This is a genomic window from Bdellovibrionota bacterium, from assembly GCA_040386775.1.
Taxonomy (GTDB): Bacteria; Bdellovibrionota; Bdellovibrionia; order Bdellovibrionales; family JAEYZS01; genus JAEYZS01.
In genome coordinates, this window is the sequence record JAZKEU010000021.1 from 12,829 (window position 1) to 30,397 (window position 17,569).

A 17,569-nucleotide genomic window follows, 5' to 3' on the forward strand; every position below is an offset into this window, starting at 1 on the left:
TAGAACTACAAACCAATCGATTCACATGACCAAGTGGTACCATTACAAATTGGCACTTTTTTACAGTTTAAACTATTTCCACCACAGGCAAATATCACGCAATTGGGTTTGGTCGCCGCACTACATCCACCAGATCCAGATCTATTTGCAATGCATGGTGCATCTGTACCGCCACTAGAACCTAGGCACGCCCAACTCCAAGGACCTGTGCCTGTAACCGCAGATACCGCTCCTACAGAACACAAGTTTAGCGTCGGTGCAGACCCAACAGTTGTTCCGTTTGCCGTTCCACAAAGACCATTGACTGGCGGAACACCCGTACATGCAACACTCGATGATGGTGTACCAATTGTTCCAGTGCATGAATTTAAGACAGGACAATATCTAGGACCGCAATTTGAATTCGCAGGAGTAGTTGTATTCACAGGACAAGGTGGAGTTGCGCAAGTCGTATTGCATTTTCCGGAAGCATTACAGTATGAGCCCGCTTCACAAGAATTTCCGCCAACTTTGAATGCACCATATTCAAAACATGAATTGGCTGTATCGGTCGCAGAAGTATAAGGAACACCCATAAGAGTAGTGCTGTATGCTGTCGGATTTGTCGCTTGCGATCTCCCACATGGATCCATCGCTAGCATGCAATAATTATTTCCTGGCGCTTGCAAACAACCAGAGTGCTGCATCGGATCCCAACCTATAGTTGCATTTGGGCACGCACCAATTGTTGGCGTGAATCCGCCATTCACATTCGGACACAGAGAAACAACTCCGCAAGCTTTTGTAGCAGCTGTTGGATATGTGACTTGATTTTCAAAATCAGGATTTGTACCAAACACTTGGTTTCCAGCGTTAGCAATACCAATCGCGGTATTCCCATCTTTACACCAATCTTGACTGCGTGTTGCTCCTGCCCCACCACAATCATTTACAATATTCATATCAAAATCATAAGCACCATCTATAGCCGAGGCTGGAAGTTGAACAGCGCAATTACCACCCGTACAAACACAGGCAGGATTTTGAACAGTACCATTCGGTAATCTTAGAGTCGCTGTACAAGAATCTGTTACAAAACCTGAATATGCTCCTGCAGGTACAGCATATGTCACAGGAACAGAAAATCTAGGAGCGCCACTTTCACACTGATACTGATTTGCACCGAAAGGGTTAAGTGCTGTCGCATATTTCGCCTGTGAGGTGATCGTATTGTCTCGCCCAAGTTGCGTAGCAAGAGTGGTGGGAGCTATACGAAGTGTAGTTTCTGTAATGCTTCCAACGACTGGCGCAGGTGGAATTACAACAAAGTGAGGATCCGATGCAGCCGCGCAACTGTTTGGATTTGTACTGCAGAATGAAGGACCAATATTTCCTCCAGTATCCACGGCTCTCACATCAACAACGTAAGCTCTGCCCTCAGTCAAACTTGAAAGAGTGATCGTGGCATTCGTTGTGACTTCTGATCTTTCGTCGTTGTATGTTGGAGTGTATTCAATTCTTACCGTACCCGCATTTGCACCGTTATGATCATAAACGCTAGCGGTTTCACACGGCTCCCAATGATTTGGGTTGTTTGTAAACCAATTCTTTTCGCCGATCTTACATAAGAAAGAAGACCCAGGCTCTGATTCTAAACAGTTATTTACGCAAGCTGTGTTCGAAAAAGTATTAAATAAATTAAGTGCTCCCAAACTGTTACAAGCTCTACTCTCCACTTGAGATAAACACTGAGTAAGACAGCTTGATCCTGAAGAATTTTTTACAGTTTTAACTTTGAAAACTACAGGAGTAGTAGCATTGCAATGAGAAGGAAGACCATTTTTCCCTGCAGGACAAAACGCGCCTTGACCTTGCATTTCCATTAAAGTTAAAGAAGCGGCCTTATCTGCATTTTGCTTGATCGTCCCACCAGCAACGCAAGATTTGCCATTGCCAACCCCATCCATTGTTACTTTTACTTTAAATTCTGTTGGAGTACTATATGTGGATCCAGGGATGTTTGCGATTGCAAGTCTTCTGCCGGTGCATATGCTTGCCCCCGCAGGAGATTTAAAATTAACTGCCAAATCAATTGTTACATTTTTTTCTGAAATACGAAGACCGGGACGAGTTGTTGAATCATCTAAAAATCTTGTTCCACAATTTGGATTATTCATATCCAGATCTGAACAACAAAAATCACCGCTTGCGGCCAAAGCCAAAAGCCTATTCGTTGAATTTTTAATATTTAGGTTGTTGAAATATTTCCAGTTGTTGGGAATTGCCTGAGCATTGTTTGAGATACTCATACGAAAACCTGAAGGCCCCGTGAAAAGTGGAGCCGATACTCCCCCAAATACAAATCTATCCAAACCATCATCTGTTTTATCAAGACCCTTTGCGTAATTCATAGTTCCTGGAACCGGGCCGTAAGATGAAATGAATAAAGACGTTTCATCTTTCTTTATGTATTCCACAATCGAATTTGCAATATTTTGACAGCTACCAGAAAGTTCAAGTTTTACATTCTGTTGATTTTGGCTAGTTACAAAATGGGCCACGACTAAAGCAATCGTTACCACCATCCCTGCCGCCGCCAGGGCGCCGACCAATCCTATGCCATTTTCATTTAACAACTTTTTTATATGGTTTTTTTTTGAATGGTTTTTCATAATGATCATAGTCTGTTATCGGATCAAGCGAGTCAAAACTAGACATAAATCTAACTGAATGTCTCAACACGAGACAGTGCTCCTAAATCTCAATCTGTACGCCCACTTCGATCACATTTTGCGGAGGAATACTAAAGAACGCCATCGGCCTTTCTGCATTTCTCGACATCAGAGCAAATAGTCGCTGTCTCCAGCTTTTAAAGAATGACTTTTCCTTCGTTACGATTGTTTCTCTACCTAGAACAAAAGTGGTGTACTCGAGTGGAAAATGAAGACCGGCTTCTTGGCAGGCTTTTAAAATCAAATATATATTTGGCTTTTCCATAAATCCAAAATAAGCACGCACTCTGTGGAAATTAGGTCCCAGGTCTCTAATTTTAATTCGTTCATCAGGATGAACCGTCGGGACTTCTTTGGTTTTGATCGTGAGTAACATGATGTTTTCATGGAGAACTTTGTTGTGCTTCATATTGTGAATGAGAGGAAATGGAACCCCCCAAGCATCACCAGACATAAAGATGGCATAACCTTTTGCCCTGTGAGGTCTTAATAACTCAACATTTTTTAAAAAATCTTCGACCAAGATAGATCTGCTCTTTAAGATTTCTAAGAGCTGAATTCTACCTTTTTGCCAAGTCTTCATTACGACATAGATTAAACTGCCAACGAATATCGCGACCCATCCACCGCTCCAAAATTTTACGATGTTCGTAGTAAAGAAAACCAAATCAACTAAAAGTAACGGAACAAATATCATTAAAACTTTCCAAGGCTTCCAGCCCCATAATTTTAAAGCAACATCCGTTGCAAGAATAGTTGTGAGAGCTGCAGTACCTGCCACGGCAACACCGTATGCAGAAGCCAATTCACTTGAGCTCTTAAATTCGATCACGAGTAAGATTACTCCAAGCAACATTGCCCAGTTCATGAATGGTAAATAAATTTGCCCAATCTCACTTTTCGAAGTGTGCACGATCTGCATACGAGGAAAATATCCAAGTTGCATTGCCTGTTTTGCTAAAGAGAACACACCTGAAATCAGAGCTTGAGATGCAATCACCGTAGCCATCGTAGCAATGATCACCACAGGAATGAGTGCCCATTCGGGAGCTAATTTATAAAAAGGATTTGATATAGCAGATGGCGTATGAAGAAGAAGCGCGCCTTGACCAAAATAATTTATGATCAGTGCGGGGAAGGCCACAAAAAACCAAGCTTTTTGAATTGGTGGTCTTCCAAAATGTCCCATGTCAGCGTAAAGAGCTTCTCCACCAGTCACAACTAGGAATACCGACCCTAAAATAAAAAATCCTTCTTTGCCATTTTCCATAAAAAACTGAATTGCATAAATTGGATTTAGAGCTCTCAAAACTTCAGGATTATCAATGATGCCGTTAATTCCAAGTGCAGAGAGTGTTAGAAACCAAACTAAAATTATGGGACCAAAGAAAGTTCCAATTTTTGCAGTTCCATGTTTTTGAAATGAGAACAATAGTACTAGAAGACCTATGGTCAAAGGCAAAATCACATGCTCAAGATCAGGATTTAAAATTTGAAGACCTTCCACAGCGGATAAGACCGAGATTGCCGGAGTGATAATTCCGTCACCAAATAAAAGTGCAGCCCCGATAAGACCTGTGAGAAATACCCATCCTCTATTTTTTTCAGCAACAGACACGAGTGACATGAGAGATAAAATCCCACCTTCGCCATTGTTGTCTGCTCTTAAGATTAAAGTGATGTATTTGAAACAAATTACAACAATCAAAGTCCAAACAATAAGAGAAAGAACTCCAAGGATATTCATTTCATTCAAAGCCACCTGATGATGAGGCCCGAAACATTCTCTGAAGGCGTAAAGAGGACTTGTCCCGATATCACCAAAAACCACACCGAGTGCTAATAATGAAATTAGCAAACGTGATTTTTGAGATCCCTGTCCCGTGGTATGTGCTTGATCCATATTTTTATAATTTTAGGTAGCGCTGTTAATAAAATTAATAATTACAGTGCTGATACTACGCTACCCTTTGCCTCTTCAAGTGATACAGAAACCATTCTCGAAACACCTTTTTCCTGCATTGTTACGCCGTAAAGTTTTTCGTTGATTTCCATAGTGTTCTTGTTGTGAGTGACGATAATAATTTGCGAACGCTTCGCCATTTCACGAACCAGATCGTTGAAACGGAATACGTTAGCATCATCCAGCGGAGCATCGACCTCATCCAATAAACAGAATGGAGATGGTTTTACAAGGAAGATCGAGAAGATCAACGCCACTGATGTTAAGGCTTTCTCTCCACCAGACATCAACGTGATGTTTTGCAATTTCTTGCCCGGAGGCTTTGCCATAATGTCGATCCCTTGTTCGTCTTCCCCTTCGATTTCCACGAGAGTCAATTGAGCCTCACCGCCACCGAACAATACTGGAAATACCTTCTGGAATCTTTCATTCACAGATTCAAATGTTTCTCTGAAACGCTTATTGCAGATTCTATTGATACGATCAATAACGCGGCGGAGATTTTCTTTTGCTTCGGTTAAGTCTGCCTCCTGCTGAACTAAGAACTCATAACGCTTTTGAATGTCGTCATACTCTTGGATCGCAGATAAATTAACTTCACCGATTTTTTTAATTTTATCTTTAAGTTCATTCACTTCAAGCTCAGTTGCAGCTACATCACATTCGCGCGCGATGTACTCTTGGGACTTGATGGCGAGATCAAGCATGTATCGCTCTCTCATTTGATCTACAAGGTATTGTAGTTTCATTTGAGTCTGTTCGATCTTGAATCTCATTTCATTCACTTGCGCTTGTTTTTCATTTCTAATTCGTTGAATTTCAAGCACACGTTGTTGTTTCTTCATGTGTTCGTTTGAAATTTCCGTGAATTCATTGCGAAGCTCTGAAGATCTCTCTTCCGCATGTTGAGCCTGTTGAATGATTTGTTCTAATAAAACTTTTTCTTGTTCCAATTGAACTTGATTCACACTGAGCACTTCCGTGTTCAAGTCTGACTCGTTGATCATTTGATCTAATTTTGTTGATGTTTCATTGTACGAAGTCTCAAGCATATTCACTTGGCTCGTTAAACCTTGTTTCTCTTGAGAACTTTGCGCGAATTGAACTCTCGCGTTCATCGCATCTATACGAACTTGATCAATTCCAAGCTTGGCTTCTTGATATTCAACTTCAATGGTTTGAGCGCCATTTTCCAATTCAGATTTGCGATCTCTAAAGCCTGTTGCTCTTTCTTGCTCTTGATCACGTTTTTCTTCTAAAGAAAGTCTTCTGTTATCCACTTCAGACAATTCTTGGTTTTGTCTTTCCAGAGATTCCGTAACAGATTTTAACTCATTTTCAGCTCTTTCGAGATCTTTTTTGAGTTCTGCGATCATTAATTCTTTTTGAATTTGCTGAGTCTTAGCACTTTCTAATTCTTTAGCAACTTTATCGAATTGATCTTCCAATTTTTCTAAAGTCATTTGCGAAAGGGCTAGTTTTCCAGCCAATTCATCCTTGCTTTGAGAAAGTTCTTTAATTTCACGGCGGCGTTTGAGCATTCCGCTATCCGCAGAATCCGAAGCTCCACCTGTAAGAACTCCACCAGCCGTCAATACATCGCCGTCTTCTGTTACGAAGTTCCAGCCCGTGTACTGTGATCTGAGTCTTAAAGCTGTAGAGATGTTGTCTACTACTGCGATATCATCAGTGATGAATTCTACGAGAGATTTATATTTATCTGGAGCAGAAATGACTTTTGATAATAATTGTTTTACACCGTCTTCATTTGATGGATCACCCTGACGTTTCAGAGTTGAAATCATCGCCATGTCACTGGCAAAGAAGCTTGAACGCCCCCCGCTCTTGTCTTTTAAGTGCTGTACCGCTGACAATGAATCTTTCGAGTTGTGAGAAAGAAGCATTTGGAGCTTAGGGCCCAAAGCTGCTTCCATGGCAATTTCATATTCAGGTGGCACTTCAATTACGTCCGCTACGGGCATGATTTGTGAAACTGAACCATCAGCATGGATTTCAGTTTGTGCTTTTTTCCAAAGCATAACGTTTTTAACACCGTCTTCGAACCCTTCAAAGTTTGCTTGGAGATCTTCTAATCCGTACAAACGAGATGCCACTTGGTTCAATTCGTCTTTGAATTTTTGTACTTCTACACGTCTTGATTCAACTTGCTCTTCTAGGGCATTTTTGTTCGCTTCGAAGTTCTCGACATCACTCATGATCGAAAGCTGCATTTGTCTTTCTTTTTCAAGGTCATTGTAGAATGAAGTTTTACGTTTTGAGAATTCTGATTCTTTTTCTCTCAATGAACTCACAGTTTCTAATAATACATCCCTTTTTTGCTCAACTTCTTCAATTCTAGCTTCAACGCTTGAGATATTGATTTCAACTTGAGTGAGAGCCGAGTTTACCGTCATCAATTCTCTACGAATTGTGGTTAACTCTTGATCTGCTGTTTGAATGCGAGATTGCATCTTTTGGAAAACTTCTTCTTTTTCCGTATGAGATAGCTCTAGGCTTTCAACTTCCAAAGTCACAACCTGAAGTCTCTCTCTTAACTCCATCAATTGGCTCTCTAGAATCCCTTTTCTAGCTTCCGCTTCTTGCTTCATGGAAGTTTGCACAAGTTGATTTCTTTCTGCTTGTTCCACTTCGAATTTTAATCTTTGAATGATATTTTCTTTTTCACGAACTTGTTCTTTTCCATTGTTCGCCTGAAGAACTTGTATTTGAACGTATTGTTCTTTTTCTGCGATTTCTAAAGCCAATCTTTCAACGTCAGCACTTAAAGTTTCAAGTTCTGTTGTGGATTGGATGTCGCTATCTTCGCTATCAGAAAAATTAGTTTTGAGAGTTGATAACTCTTCGTTCATTTGGAGATATTGTTTAGAGCTTAGTAGTAACTCTAGATCTTCCACTTGAATTTTTAATTCACGATATCTCTCTGCTCTTTTGGCTTGTCTTTGGAGACTGTCGATTTGGCGTTTTAATTCCGCAATGATGTCTTTGAGACGAACTAAGTTTTGATCTGTTGCTACGATTTTTCTTTGCGATTCTCTTTTTCTAATTTTGAACTTTGTAATTCCGGCCGCTTCATCAATGAGTGATCTGCGGTCTAAAGGTTTTGCCGTAATGATTTTCCCGATGGCACCTTGTTCGATGATCGAAAAACCTTTTGAACCTGCTCCTGTATCCATGAAAATTTCTTGGATATCACGAAGTCTTGCTGGCTCACGGTTAACTAAGTATTCACTGTCACCTGATCTATGCAATCTTCTTGTTACCGAAATTTCTGTGAAGCTTAAGTATTTTACAGGAAACGGACCACCGTCATTTTCGAGAATCATTGTAACTTCTGCGAATCCACCTGGAGCGTAACCTTCAGCGCCACCAAAGATTAAATCTTCCATGCTTTGACCACGTAGATGTTTTGCAGACTGCTCACCCATCACCCAAGTGATGGCATCAACGATGTTTGATTTACCGCAACCGTTAGGACCTACGATCCCTGTTACGCCAGCATCAAACAAGATGACTGTTTTATCTTTGAATGATTTAAAACCAACTAGTTCTAATTTTTTAATTCTCAATGACGAACTCCCTCAGCTTTGTTCGCGATGGCAGCTTGTGCAGCAGCCAATTTCGCGATTGGAACTCTGTATGGCGAACAACTCACGTAATCTAAGCCCACCGAATGGAAAAACTCCACACTGGCAGGATCCCCTCCGTGCTCACCACAAATTCCGACCTTTAATTTTTGTTTCACTTTTCGGCCTAATTCAACACCCATTTTCACAAATTTTCCGACCCCATGCTTTTCAATGGTAACGAAGGGGTCTTTTTCGAAAACTCCAGCATTTACATAGGCTCCCAAAAACTTGCCCGCATCGTCTCTAGAGATGCCCAGCGCCGTCTGTGTTAAATCATTCGTTCCGAAGCTAAAAAAGTCAGCATATTCAGCGATCTCATCAGCGCATATCGCGGCGCGTGGTAGCTCAATCATAGTGCCAATCAAATAATCAAATTTAGTCTTCGTCTCCGCCTGAATAGCTTGAATTACTTTTTCTGCCTGGCCACGCAAAATGGAAAGCTCTTTTTGTGTCGAAACCAGGGGGATCATAATTTCTGGAATTACTTTCTTTCCAGATTTCACTAATTCGCAAACAGCCTCAGAAATTGCACGCACTTGCATTTCATAAATCTCCGGGAACGTGATCGCAAGTCTGCAACCACGATGACCAAGCATTGGATTGAATTCATGAAGCGAGTGAATTCTGTTTTTTAATTTTTCGAGAGAAATTTGAATTCTTTCTGATAAATCTTTTTGATCTTTTTCTTCTTGCGGCAAGAACTCATGAAGTGGTGGATCTAATAATCTAATTGTAACCGGAAGACCTTCCATAACTTGGAAGATTTCAAAGAAATCTTTTCTTTGAATTGGAAGAAGTTCTCTAAGAGCAACTTTTCTTTCTTCCGTAGTTTCGGCCATAATCATTCTACGAACGATATCTATTCTATCGGGATCAAAGAACATATGTTCTGTTCTACAAAGTCCAATACCTTCAGCACCAAATCTACGAGCTGTTTTTGAATCATGTGGAGTATCTGCGTTTGTTCTTACGTTCATTGTTCTGTATTTGTCCGCGAGTTTCATGATGCGTTCAAACTCACCGCTTAAATCTGCCTCGATAGTTTTTACTGGGCCTTCAAACACTTCACCAGTAGCGCCATCTAGAGTGATCACATCACCCTTTTTAAATGTTTTGCCTGCAGCTTTCATTTCTTGTTTTGCGTATGACACTTCGATATCCCCGCAACCTGCAACGCAAGATTTCCCCATTCCTCTTGCAACAACTGCTGCGTGAGAAGTCATTCCACCTCGAGTAGTGAGAATACCTTGAGATGCTACCATCCCGCTGATGTCTTCAGGAGATGTTTCGATTCTTACGAGAATTGTTTTGATTCCTTTTTCTTTTAATTCCTCTGCCTCTTCAGATGTAAAAACAATTTGTCCTGAAGCGGCGCCCGGAGATGCTGGAAGTCCTTTTGCCAATAAAATCTTTTTAGCTTTTGGATCGAGTGTTGGATGAAGAAGTTGGTTTAAAGAAGATGGATCAAGTCTCATCAACCCTTCTTCTTCCGTAATTAATTTTTGATCGATCAGATCACAAGCAATTTTAAGAGCGGCTTTTGCAGTTCTCTTGCCATTTCTAGTTTGAAGCATCCAAAGTCTACCGCGCTCGATTGTAAACTCAATATCTTGCATGTCTCGGTAGTGAGTTTCTAATTTATTCTGAATTTCACAAAGCTGCTTAAAGCATTCAGGCATTGCTTCTTCTAGAGATCTTAATCCTGTGCCTTCTGCTTCTTTTTTTGAAATCGGCTGTGGAGTTCTAAGCCCAGCAACTACGTCTTCTCCTTGAGCGTTAATGAGAAATTCACCATAGAACATTTTCTCGCCAGTCGATGGGTTTCTCGTAAAGCAAACTCCTGTTGCAGAATCTTCACCGAGATTTCCGAAAACCATAGATTGAATGTTGACCGCAGTTCCCCATTCTTCTGGAATATCGTGAAGTTGCCTGTAAGTTTTTGCTCTCAGCGTATGCCAGCTTCTGAAAACTGCTGAAACCGATCCCCACAATTGCTCGATTGGATCTTCTGGGAATTTTACACCAAGGTCTTCTTGAATTTGTTTTTTGTATTCTTTAACGAGGAATTTTAGATCGTCCACCGTCATATCCGTGTCGTTCTTGTATTTCTTTGTTTCTTTGAGTTCATCCAAATGCATTTCTAGCATTGAGTGGTTCATACCCATAACAACGTTTGAATACATCTGAATAAATCTTCTATAAGAGTCCCATGCAAATCTAGGATTTTTACTGTTTTCAGCCAAGCCTTCGACCGTAAAATCATTTAATCCCAGGTTAAGGATTGTATCCATCATCCCCGGCATACTGGCTCTTGCTCCCGATCTTACACTCACAAGTAACGGATTTTTAGGATCTCCAAACTTTTTACCGATTTCTTTTTCGATTTGTTTTAATGCTTCAAGAGCACCAGCCTTAACAAAGTCTGGGAGTTTTTTATCATTCTTATAAAACTCCGTGCAAATGTCCGTACAGATTGTGAATCCCGGTGGAACCAACAATCCCAAGGAAGACATCTCGGCAAGGTTGGCACCTTTTCCACCGAGGGTATTTTTCATTTTTGCATTTCCCTCGGCTTTTCCGGCGCCGAAAGAATAAATAAATTTATTTGTACCCGTAGCCTGATTCGTTTGCATCTGCATTGACTCCTCCGACGTTAGCCGACCGTTTTTTTATGGTCTCTTGTAATTCTTGAACGATTTTCTAATGTATGAATCCAGCTCATCAATCGCCACGCGATCTTGAACCATGGAATCTCGATGACGAACCGTAACTTTTTTATCGTTCAAAGTATCAAAGTCAATCGTTACGCAAAGTGGAGTTCCCGCTTCGTCTTGGCGACGGTAACGTTTACCGATACTTCCCGCATCGTCGTACTGAGATCTGTAGTGAGAAAGATCTGAACGAAGTTGAGTGGCGATGTTCATTAATTCTGGTTTTTTAGAGAGTGGCAAGTACGCAACCTTTACAGGAGCTAATTCTGGATGGAATCCGAGCACCACGCGAACGTCCGTCTCCCCGTCCTTTGCCACATGTTCTTCACGGTAGGCATCGCACAGAGCCGCCAGCACCATACGGTCACAACCTGCCGAAGTTTCTACCACAAATGGCAAATACTTTTCTTTGTTCGCTTCGTCGAAATATTCCAATTTCTTTTTCGAAAGTTCTTGGTGATTTTTTAAATCGAAGTCAGTTCTGTTATGAATACCTTCCAACTCATGCCAACCGAATGGGAATTGGAATTCGATATCGTAAGCTTCTTTAGCATAGTGAGCTAACTCACCGTCTTTGTGTTGATGGAATCTCAAGTTTTCAGGATTGAAACCAATTTTAGAATAATAAGCATTTCTTGTTTCTTTCCAGTAACTCATGTGTTCATTGTCTGTTCCTGGTTTTACAAAGTATTGCATCTCCATTTGCTCGAACTCACGAGTTCTAAAAATAAAGTTTCCTGGAGTGATTTCGTTTCTAAAAGCTTTTCCGATTTGCGCGATCCCGAATGGAATTTTCTTACGAGCGGTGACTTGAACATTTTCGAAGTTCACGTAAATCCCTTGAGCAGTTTCTGGGCGAAGATAAACTACCGACGCTGATTCCTCTACGGGCCCCATAAAAGTTTTAAACATCAAATTGAAGTTTCTTGGTTCTGACAATTCTTTGCTTCCGCAAGTGTCGCACACTTTGGGATCTTTCATCTTGTCTACGCGATGACGAGCTTTACATTTTTTGCATTCTACCAGGGGATCAGAAAATCCATCAATATGTCCTGAGGCTTTCCATACTTGTGGAGCCATCAGGATCGAGGCATCGATACCCACAACGTCATCACGAGAGGTCATCGCCTCCCACCACATTTTTTTAATATTATTTTTGAGTTCTACTCCAAGTGGTCCGTAATCCCAGCAAGAATTGAGTCCACCGTAAATTTCTGAGCTTTGAAAAACAAAGCCGCGTCTTTTGCAAAGTGAAACGAGTGTTGAAAGATCTGAAAGCCTTTTGATTTCCATTAATATCTCCCGTACCGGCAGCTGGATGCTGTCGCTACTCTTGTGGCACTAAGAACTGTAGTTCTTAGTATCTAATTATGCATGTGGCTATAGAAGTAACTTCAAGCCCTAGACGAGTCAACAATTGGGGCTTGTGTTATCACCGAAAATATTAAAGAATTTTGATATGGGAAACACAACTTTAAAGCTTAAACGCACAGCGATGATCATCACTTTTGTGGCCATTTTGTTGGGTGCCTTTGTAATGCATGCGGAAACACATTCTCAGAAGGACGCTCACAAGAAGGAAGCTGCTCAAAAATCTGTCCAAGAAGCAGGCAAAAAAGCTAAAGCCCTACAGCTCGAGCCCTGGGAAGCTTGGGATAAGTACCGCGATCAGATGATCACTATTTCTCGTCAATTGGGCGTGACGTGCAACCACTGTCACGACACCAAAAACTATAGGGATGCCTCTAAGAAAACCCACCAAATCGCCAAAGCTCACATGGAAATGGTGGATATGATCAATGATAAATACAAGAATTCTTTCTCCGAGAAAGTCGACTGCTACATGTGCCACAAGGGCGTTGTTAAACCTGAGTTCAAAGAAAAGAAAGAAAAATTCTAGATTTCTTTGCCCGTCAGCAGATTGATCGTCATATCTTTTGATTGTGGCTGAGAACTCTTTCCATGCTGTTCATAACCAATAATTACTTTAGGCTGATAGATATCGGCAAAGTCGAAATCAATAGATTCCATTTTGCTATTTTCAGGAAGCTTAATATCTAAAGTTTGATTCTTAGTGTAATTCCAAATGAGCACATGACCCGGATTGTGAGGCATAATCCAGTATTTTCCGGTCGTTTCCTCAAAGTAACCGACATTATTTATATTGTCGGGGAATTGTTTTTCATAAACCTTATTTCCTTGGCTCATGGCTGATTCTATCCTCACAACTTGACCTTGATAACTTGCGACTTTATTGCCATGTCTCACTAGCAAATCTCGAATGGATTGCGGATTGGGCTTAGCTCTTTCACGCGCATAATGATCATGCATCAAACCATAAAATTCATCTCGCGTAAGCTGAGTGTCTGAATACATATTTTCTGCACCTGAAAAGATGATGTCATCCACGGTGATTCTATCTGTAAAGAGTGACTCACATGTCGACGCTTGTGCGTAAGCATGAGAAGAAAATGACATGAGTGCTATTAATAAAATCAGTGATTTCATATACAACCTTTTTGTCGCAAAAAAATTTTGCGACAATCATTTACAATTTTTTAACTAAACGCTCTCACGCTTAGCTTCACCGGAAGATATATTTTCTTGGCACCTATGTATTTTAGGTCTTAAACTCGTGTCTAAAATAATACTTTAATAATCTGATCTGACTGACTTGATGTAAAATTACCATTCTTGATCAAATCTGTTTTAATTTCTGCTGCAATTTCTACCAATTTCTGTAGCGGTAAATTCATTAGAGGCCCTAGTTCACTTTGTTTATCATAAACCTTTTTCATTGCGCTATCTAAGCTATCTTTTTGCGCCTGATCTAAACTATTTAATTTTAACGAAACTTCGATTTTGGCATAAAAAGCAGCCTTAACAATGGGAAACTCATCTGAGGCAGAACGCTTAGATTCTGATATTGACAAAAATCCTACCGATCTTCCAATTACAATTTTCTCTCCGGACGCTGTATAAAACACTTTTCCATGTTCGGAGGTTGATATATCGCTCAACTTACCCATTTGCGAATTCTCAATCGAGAAGTATAAGTCACCGTTTTTTGAAGGTAGAATATAAAATTTCTCACCTCTTTTATTAATGATGACATCAAGGCCAACCAGAACTCGATTAAAGTCAGCTTCATTGAAAGCATTTTTGGCTATTAATCAACTAATACACCCATAGATTTAACAGCAAATCCATGTTTTTTAATAAAATCAGACCTAAAAGCACTAGTCTCTGAGTTTTCAACTACGGAGTTCATAGAGAGAAGTAAATTTTTTGCTTTTGCCTCATTAGAAAGCTGTAGCATACCATTTTCTATCACCATTCCAGTTCCATCTTCAGATTTTAGCTTAATCTTTGCATTCAGTCCGTAGCCCATGTGAGGAGAAAAACGTAAACTTCCCCATCGTTTTCTGTTGTTTTGCTCAAGGACCTGACCTTTTGGTGCAAAATATAGAATCGTTGCGACCGCACTACCGTCTGCCTGCAAAATCTGTGTTGTTAAAAAAGTAACAGCTTCACCATTTTCAGTTGTTACTTTCAGAGGAGATCCTACCGCCAGACTTCCAATTGTCGTAGTTGTCTGTGTTAGAATTTCAGTAATTTCATTTTTATGAGAAGCATAAAGTTCTTTGAGGTATTGCGGTATCTTTCCTGCTTTTGCGATCTCTTCAAAATATGAAGGATCTTTATTTTCTCTTGGAAATATAAAAACATTTTCGTTTTGTACTAATATTGAAATTAATTTTCCTAATCTTAAAAATTGGGAAAGAGATGTGTGAGTGAATCCAACTTTATTTTCACCAAGAACTTTATAGCCTGTACCTCTCAAATCAAATGAGTATATTTTGCTATTCAAAATAAACACGTAAGAATGGGGCCTTGCTATTCCTTCAGTAATACTTTCTGCCAAGAACACCTGGGCCTTTACGATCTCTTCCAAAGAAACCTCACCTTTCGCAATGAGGCTCTGAATAGATGATTGGTGTTTCTTTATAAAGTTCACTTTTGACAATGATAAAACATCGCTCGATTGCGTGTGATTTAAAGGCTGAAAATTTTCATGACTAAGTCTGCTAGCAATTTGAATGTAAGCACCATAGAGCTTTGATTGCTCTGTTTGTGTTAATGAATTAATGGAATTGAAAAGCTGAGCACAAGTTTGCGCACTTACTTTTAGCGAAGACATCACAGCCAACGCAATTACAACGTACCCTAGAATTTTCATATAACTACTCCAACACAAAAGACGACCCACACGCACTTCCAGTACGATAGGTGTTAATGCAATTTTAGATACCAATTTCAGCGCTTTAGGTCAAATATACGAGGGGATGGTGTACTCTTTGCCCAAAATTGTTAGTCACTACTGACTAATATATGATCATTTTTTTGAACTTTATTTACCTTCCTGCGTCTAAAAAGATTTCTAATGGATCAAATTTGTCTCCACTCTATAGATTTTTCTGTTAGTGTCCTTCGAGTACGTGGGGTACGATATGAAGATTCTGGTGGTTTTGGCTCTGACATTTTTTAGTCTACAATCCTTTGCATTGAACGCATGCGGTGCTCTTTTTATGCAACAAGGATTCGTGTTGGAACAAAAGCTCAATGTCTTAGAACTTGCCGTCACCTATCATCAGAATTACCTCAATTCACCGGAAGGCAAAGCTCAAGTTGCGCGCATGGAAGAACTCTTAAACACCAAATACAAACTCAAAAAAGATTCCAATGGAAGACCTTATTTTCAAATAGTGTTTGAACCCAAAGAACCCGTTAAAGAATCTGTGCTAGTCGCTATCACTTCTTCTATTCCTAATATGACTGTCGTTTACAATTTAAATCCCATAAAGAAAAATTAGCCTTTTTTGATATGAACAATGGCGTTGAGGGCCGCTTTTAGAAAAGCTTCGGAATCCTTGCCTTCTTTGAGGGCTCTTTCAAAGGCTACTCGTGCTTCTGGAATATTGCTGCCTGCCGGAAGACCTAAAACCTCATAGGCATCCCAAGTCTCACCGTTGAATTGAAATAGAATATTTAGAACTTTCTCATATTGATCGTTGTTTTCTTGTTTCTCTCGAAAAACAGCCTCAAATTCACCAGCTTCGATTGTGCGTTTATTTTTAGAGAAATTGAGTTTAGATGGTTTTTGAGACTTGTTGTCTCTCTTGTAGAGAATAAAAAGAATGATGACAAAGAATATGTTTGCCAGTAAAAACCACTTCATAACTTAAGATTAAAGGTGAAGTAAAGTTATGGCAAATCCTAATCCATTCGACCAGCAAAAGCCCATCCCCAACGTCAAGCATGTGATTGCTATTTCTTCCGGCAAAGGGGGAGTTGGTAAAAGTACCGTGACTTCTCACCTCGCCTTGGCCCTTGCTCAAAAAGGGGCAAAAGTTGGACTCTTAGATGCGGATATTTATGGTCCATCTATCCCCAGAATATTTGGGATCTTGAATCAAACCCCACCCGTGAACTCAAGCAACAAATTAGAGCCTATTGAGCGCTATAACGTGAAAATCATGAGCATGGGACTTCTCGTAGAGGATAATCAAGCGCTTATTTGGAGAGGCCCAATGCTCTTTAAGGCCCTTGAGCAACTCTTGCGAGATGTGAACTGGGGAGAGCTAGACTATCTACTCGTGGATCTTCCTCCGGGAACTGGCGATGTTCAACTTACACTCTGTCAAAAGATCCCTATGTCTGCGGCTATTACGGTTACGACTCCGCAAAATATTGCATTGATTGATGTGACCCGATCTATCGATATGTTCAAAAAACTGAATGTTCCAATGTTTGGATTGATCGAAAATATGTCTTATTTCCTGGCCCCAAGTGGTGAACGCATGAGTCTTTTTCCTAAAGGCGAATTGGACAAATACATCAAAGAAAATGAAATTCCCAAACTCGCAGAAATTCCATTCACTCAAAATACAGCCATGGGTTGTGAAATTGGAATTCCAATTGTGCAGTCAAAACCCGATTCTCTAGAGGGAAACATCTTCGGAGAACTAGCAGAGAAAATTCTACGTAAATTCGTCTAATATTCCAACAGCCTTGTTATTTTTTCCAATTTTGAGTCTAAATTGTGTAGTTGACGACAATATTCGTGCCATCCATTGTGGTTTTTAGCTTTACCACCGATTCTATATATAACCATGACGATGTCGACAAAGGAGGTATGTTATGAAAACAAAGACCACAGAAACTTCAGATGAAACCACTTCAAAAACTGCACCGCCACCTACAAATTCTTATGAGAATTTTGATAGCCAACTCAGCGAGTGGTCTCAGAAGCTAGATGAGTTTAAACATAAACTCACAAAAGTAGGTTCTGATATACAGAACGAAGCCACTCAAAAGATCGAAGATCTAGAAATGAAGTATAAAACCGCCTCTGAAAAAATAAACGATCTTAAGGACAAAGGACTTTTAGCGAAAGATGAAATGAAAACTGGTTTTGAAAAAGCCTGGAAAGAACTTTTACAGGCTTATGAATCAGCTAGAAAAACTTTTCACTGA

The 17,569-nt window shown here is 40.1% G+C and carries 13 protein-coding genes; 4 read left to right on the forward strand and 9 right to left on the reverse strand.

Annotated features, from left to right (window positions below):
• Positions 1-5: 5 nt before the first annotated feature.
• The 5 genes from V4596_13320 to V4596_13340 form a co-directional block, all read right to left on the reverse strand.
• Positions 6-2,651, reverse strand: coding sequence for a fibronectin type III domain-containing protein (locus V4596_13320; protein ID MES2770119.1), 2,646 nt, complete (start codon positions 2,649-2,651; stop codon positions 6-8).
• 82 nt (positions 2,652-2,733) lie between these two features.
• A complete protein-coding gene (locus V4596_13325) occupies positions 2,734-4,614 on the reverse strand; it encodes a potassium transporter Kup (GenBank protein ID MES2770120.1) in 1,881 nt (626 codons plus the stop codon).
• A 41-nt stretch (positions 4,615-4,655) separates the two neighbouring features.
• Complete coding sequence (gene smc, locus V4596_13330; protein ID MES2770121.1) at positions 4,656-8,261, reverse strand: chromosome segregation protein SMC; 3,606 nt, start codon at positions 8,259-8,261, stop codon at positions 4,656-4,658.
• Positions 8,258-10,954 (reverse strand): pyruvate, phosphate dikinase, encoded by a 2,697-nt coding sequence (gene ppdK / locus V4596_13335; GenBank protein ID MES2770122.1) that lies wholly within the window; start codon positions 10,952-10,954, stop codon positions 8,258-8,260. Before ppdK ends, smc begins: the two co-directional genes overlap by 4 nt.
• 36 nt (positions 10,955-10,990) lie before the next feature.
• Positions 10,991-12,325, reverse strand: coding sequence for a glycine--tRNA ligase (locus tag V4596_13340; GenBank protein ID MES2770123.1), 1,335 nt, complete (start codon positions 12,323-12,325; stop codon positions 10,991-10,993).
• Between the two features lie 166 nt (positions 12,326-12,491).
• Here V4596_13340 and V4596_13345 point away from each other — a divergent pair, with 166 nt between their 5' ends.
• Positions 12,492-12,932, forward strand: coding sequence for a photosynthetic reaction center cytochrome c subunit family protein (locus V4596_13345; protein MES2770124.1), 441 nt, complete (start codon positions 12,492-12,494; stop codon positions 12,930-12,932).
• On the opposite strand, the gene V4596_13350 is transcribed toward V4596_13345, so the two are convergent.
• From V4596_13350 to V4596_13360, 3 genes are all read right to left on the reverse strand, one after another.
• Entirely contained in the window at positions 12,929-13,540 is a 612-nt protein-coding gene (locus tag V4596_13350; GenBank protein ID MES2770125.1) for a hypothetical protein, read from the reverse strand. The two genes, V4596_13345 and V4596_13350, sit on opposite strands and share 4 nt — an antisense overlap.
• 131 nt (positions 13,541-13,671) lie before the next feature.
• Positions 13,672-14,061: a hypothetical protein gene (locus tag V4596_13355; GenBank protein MES2770126.1), complete on the reverse strand. Its 390-nt coding sequence runs from the start codon at positions 14,059-14,061 to the stop codon at positions 13,672-13,674.
• A gap of 140 nt (positions 14,062-14,201) precedes the next feature.
• A complete protein-coding gene (locus V4596_13360) occupies positions 14,202-15,272 on the reverse strand; it encodes a hypothetical protein (protein ID MES2770127.1) in 1,071 nt (356 codons plus the stop codon).
• 271 nt (positions 15,273-15,543) lie between these two features.
• On the opposite strand from V4596_13360, the gene V4596_13365 reads away from it, so the two are divergent.
• On the forward strand, positions 15,544-15,906 hold the full coding sequence (locus V4596_13365) for a hypothetical protein (protein ID MES2770128.1): 363 nt from the start codon (positions 15,544-15,546) through the stop codon (positions 15,904-15,906).
• On the opposite strand, the gene V4596_13370 is transcribed toward V4596_13365, so the two are convergent.
• Positions 15,903-16,271 (reverse strand): hypothetical protein, encoded by a 369-nt coding sequence (locus V4596_13370; protein ID MES2770129.1) that lies wholly within the window; start codon positions 16,269-16,271, stop codon positions 15,903-15,905. The genes V4596_13365 and V4596_13370 overlap by 4 nt on opposite strands.
• A gap of 28 nt (positions 16,272-16,299) precedes the next feature.
• On the opposite strand from V4596_13370, the gene V4596_13375 reads away from it, so the two are divergent.
• Positions 16,300-17,091, forward strand: coding sequence for an Mrp/NBP35 family ATP-binding protein (locus tag V4596_13375; GenBank protein ID MES2770130.1), 792 nt, complete (start codon positions 16,300-16,302; stop codon positions 17,089-17,091).
• A 142-nt stretch (positions 17,092-17,233) separates the two neighbouring features.
• Positions 17,234-17,569, forward strand: coding sequence for a hypothetical protein (locus V4596_13380; protein ID MES2770131.1), 336 nt, complete (start codon positions 17,234-17,236; stop codon positions 17,567-17,569).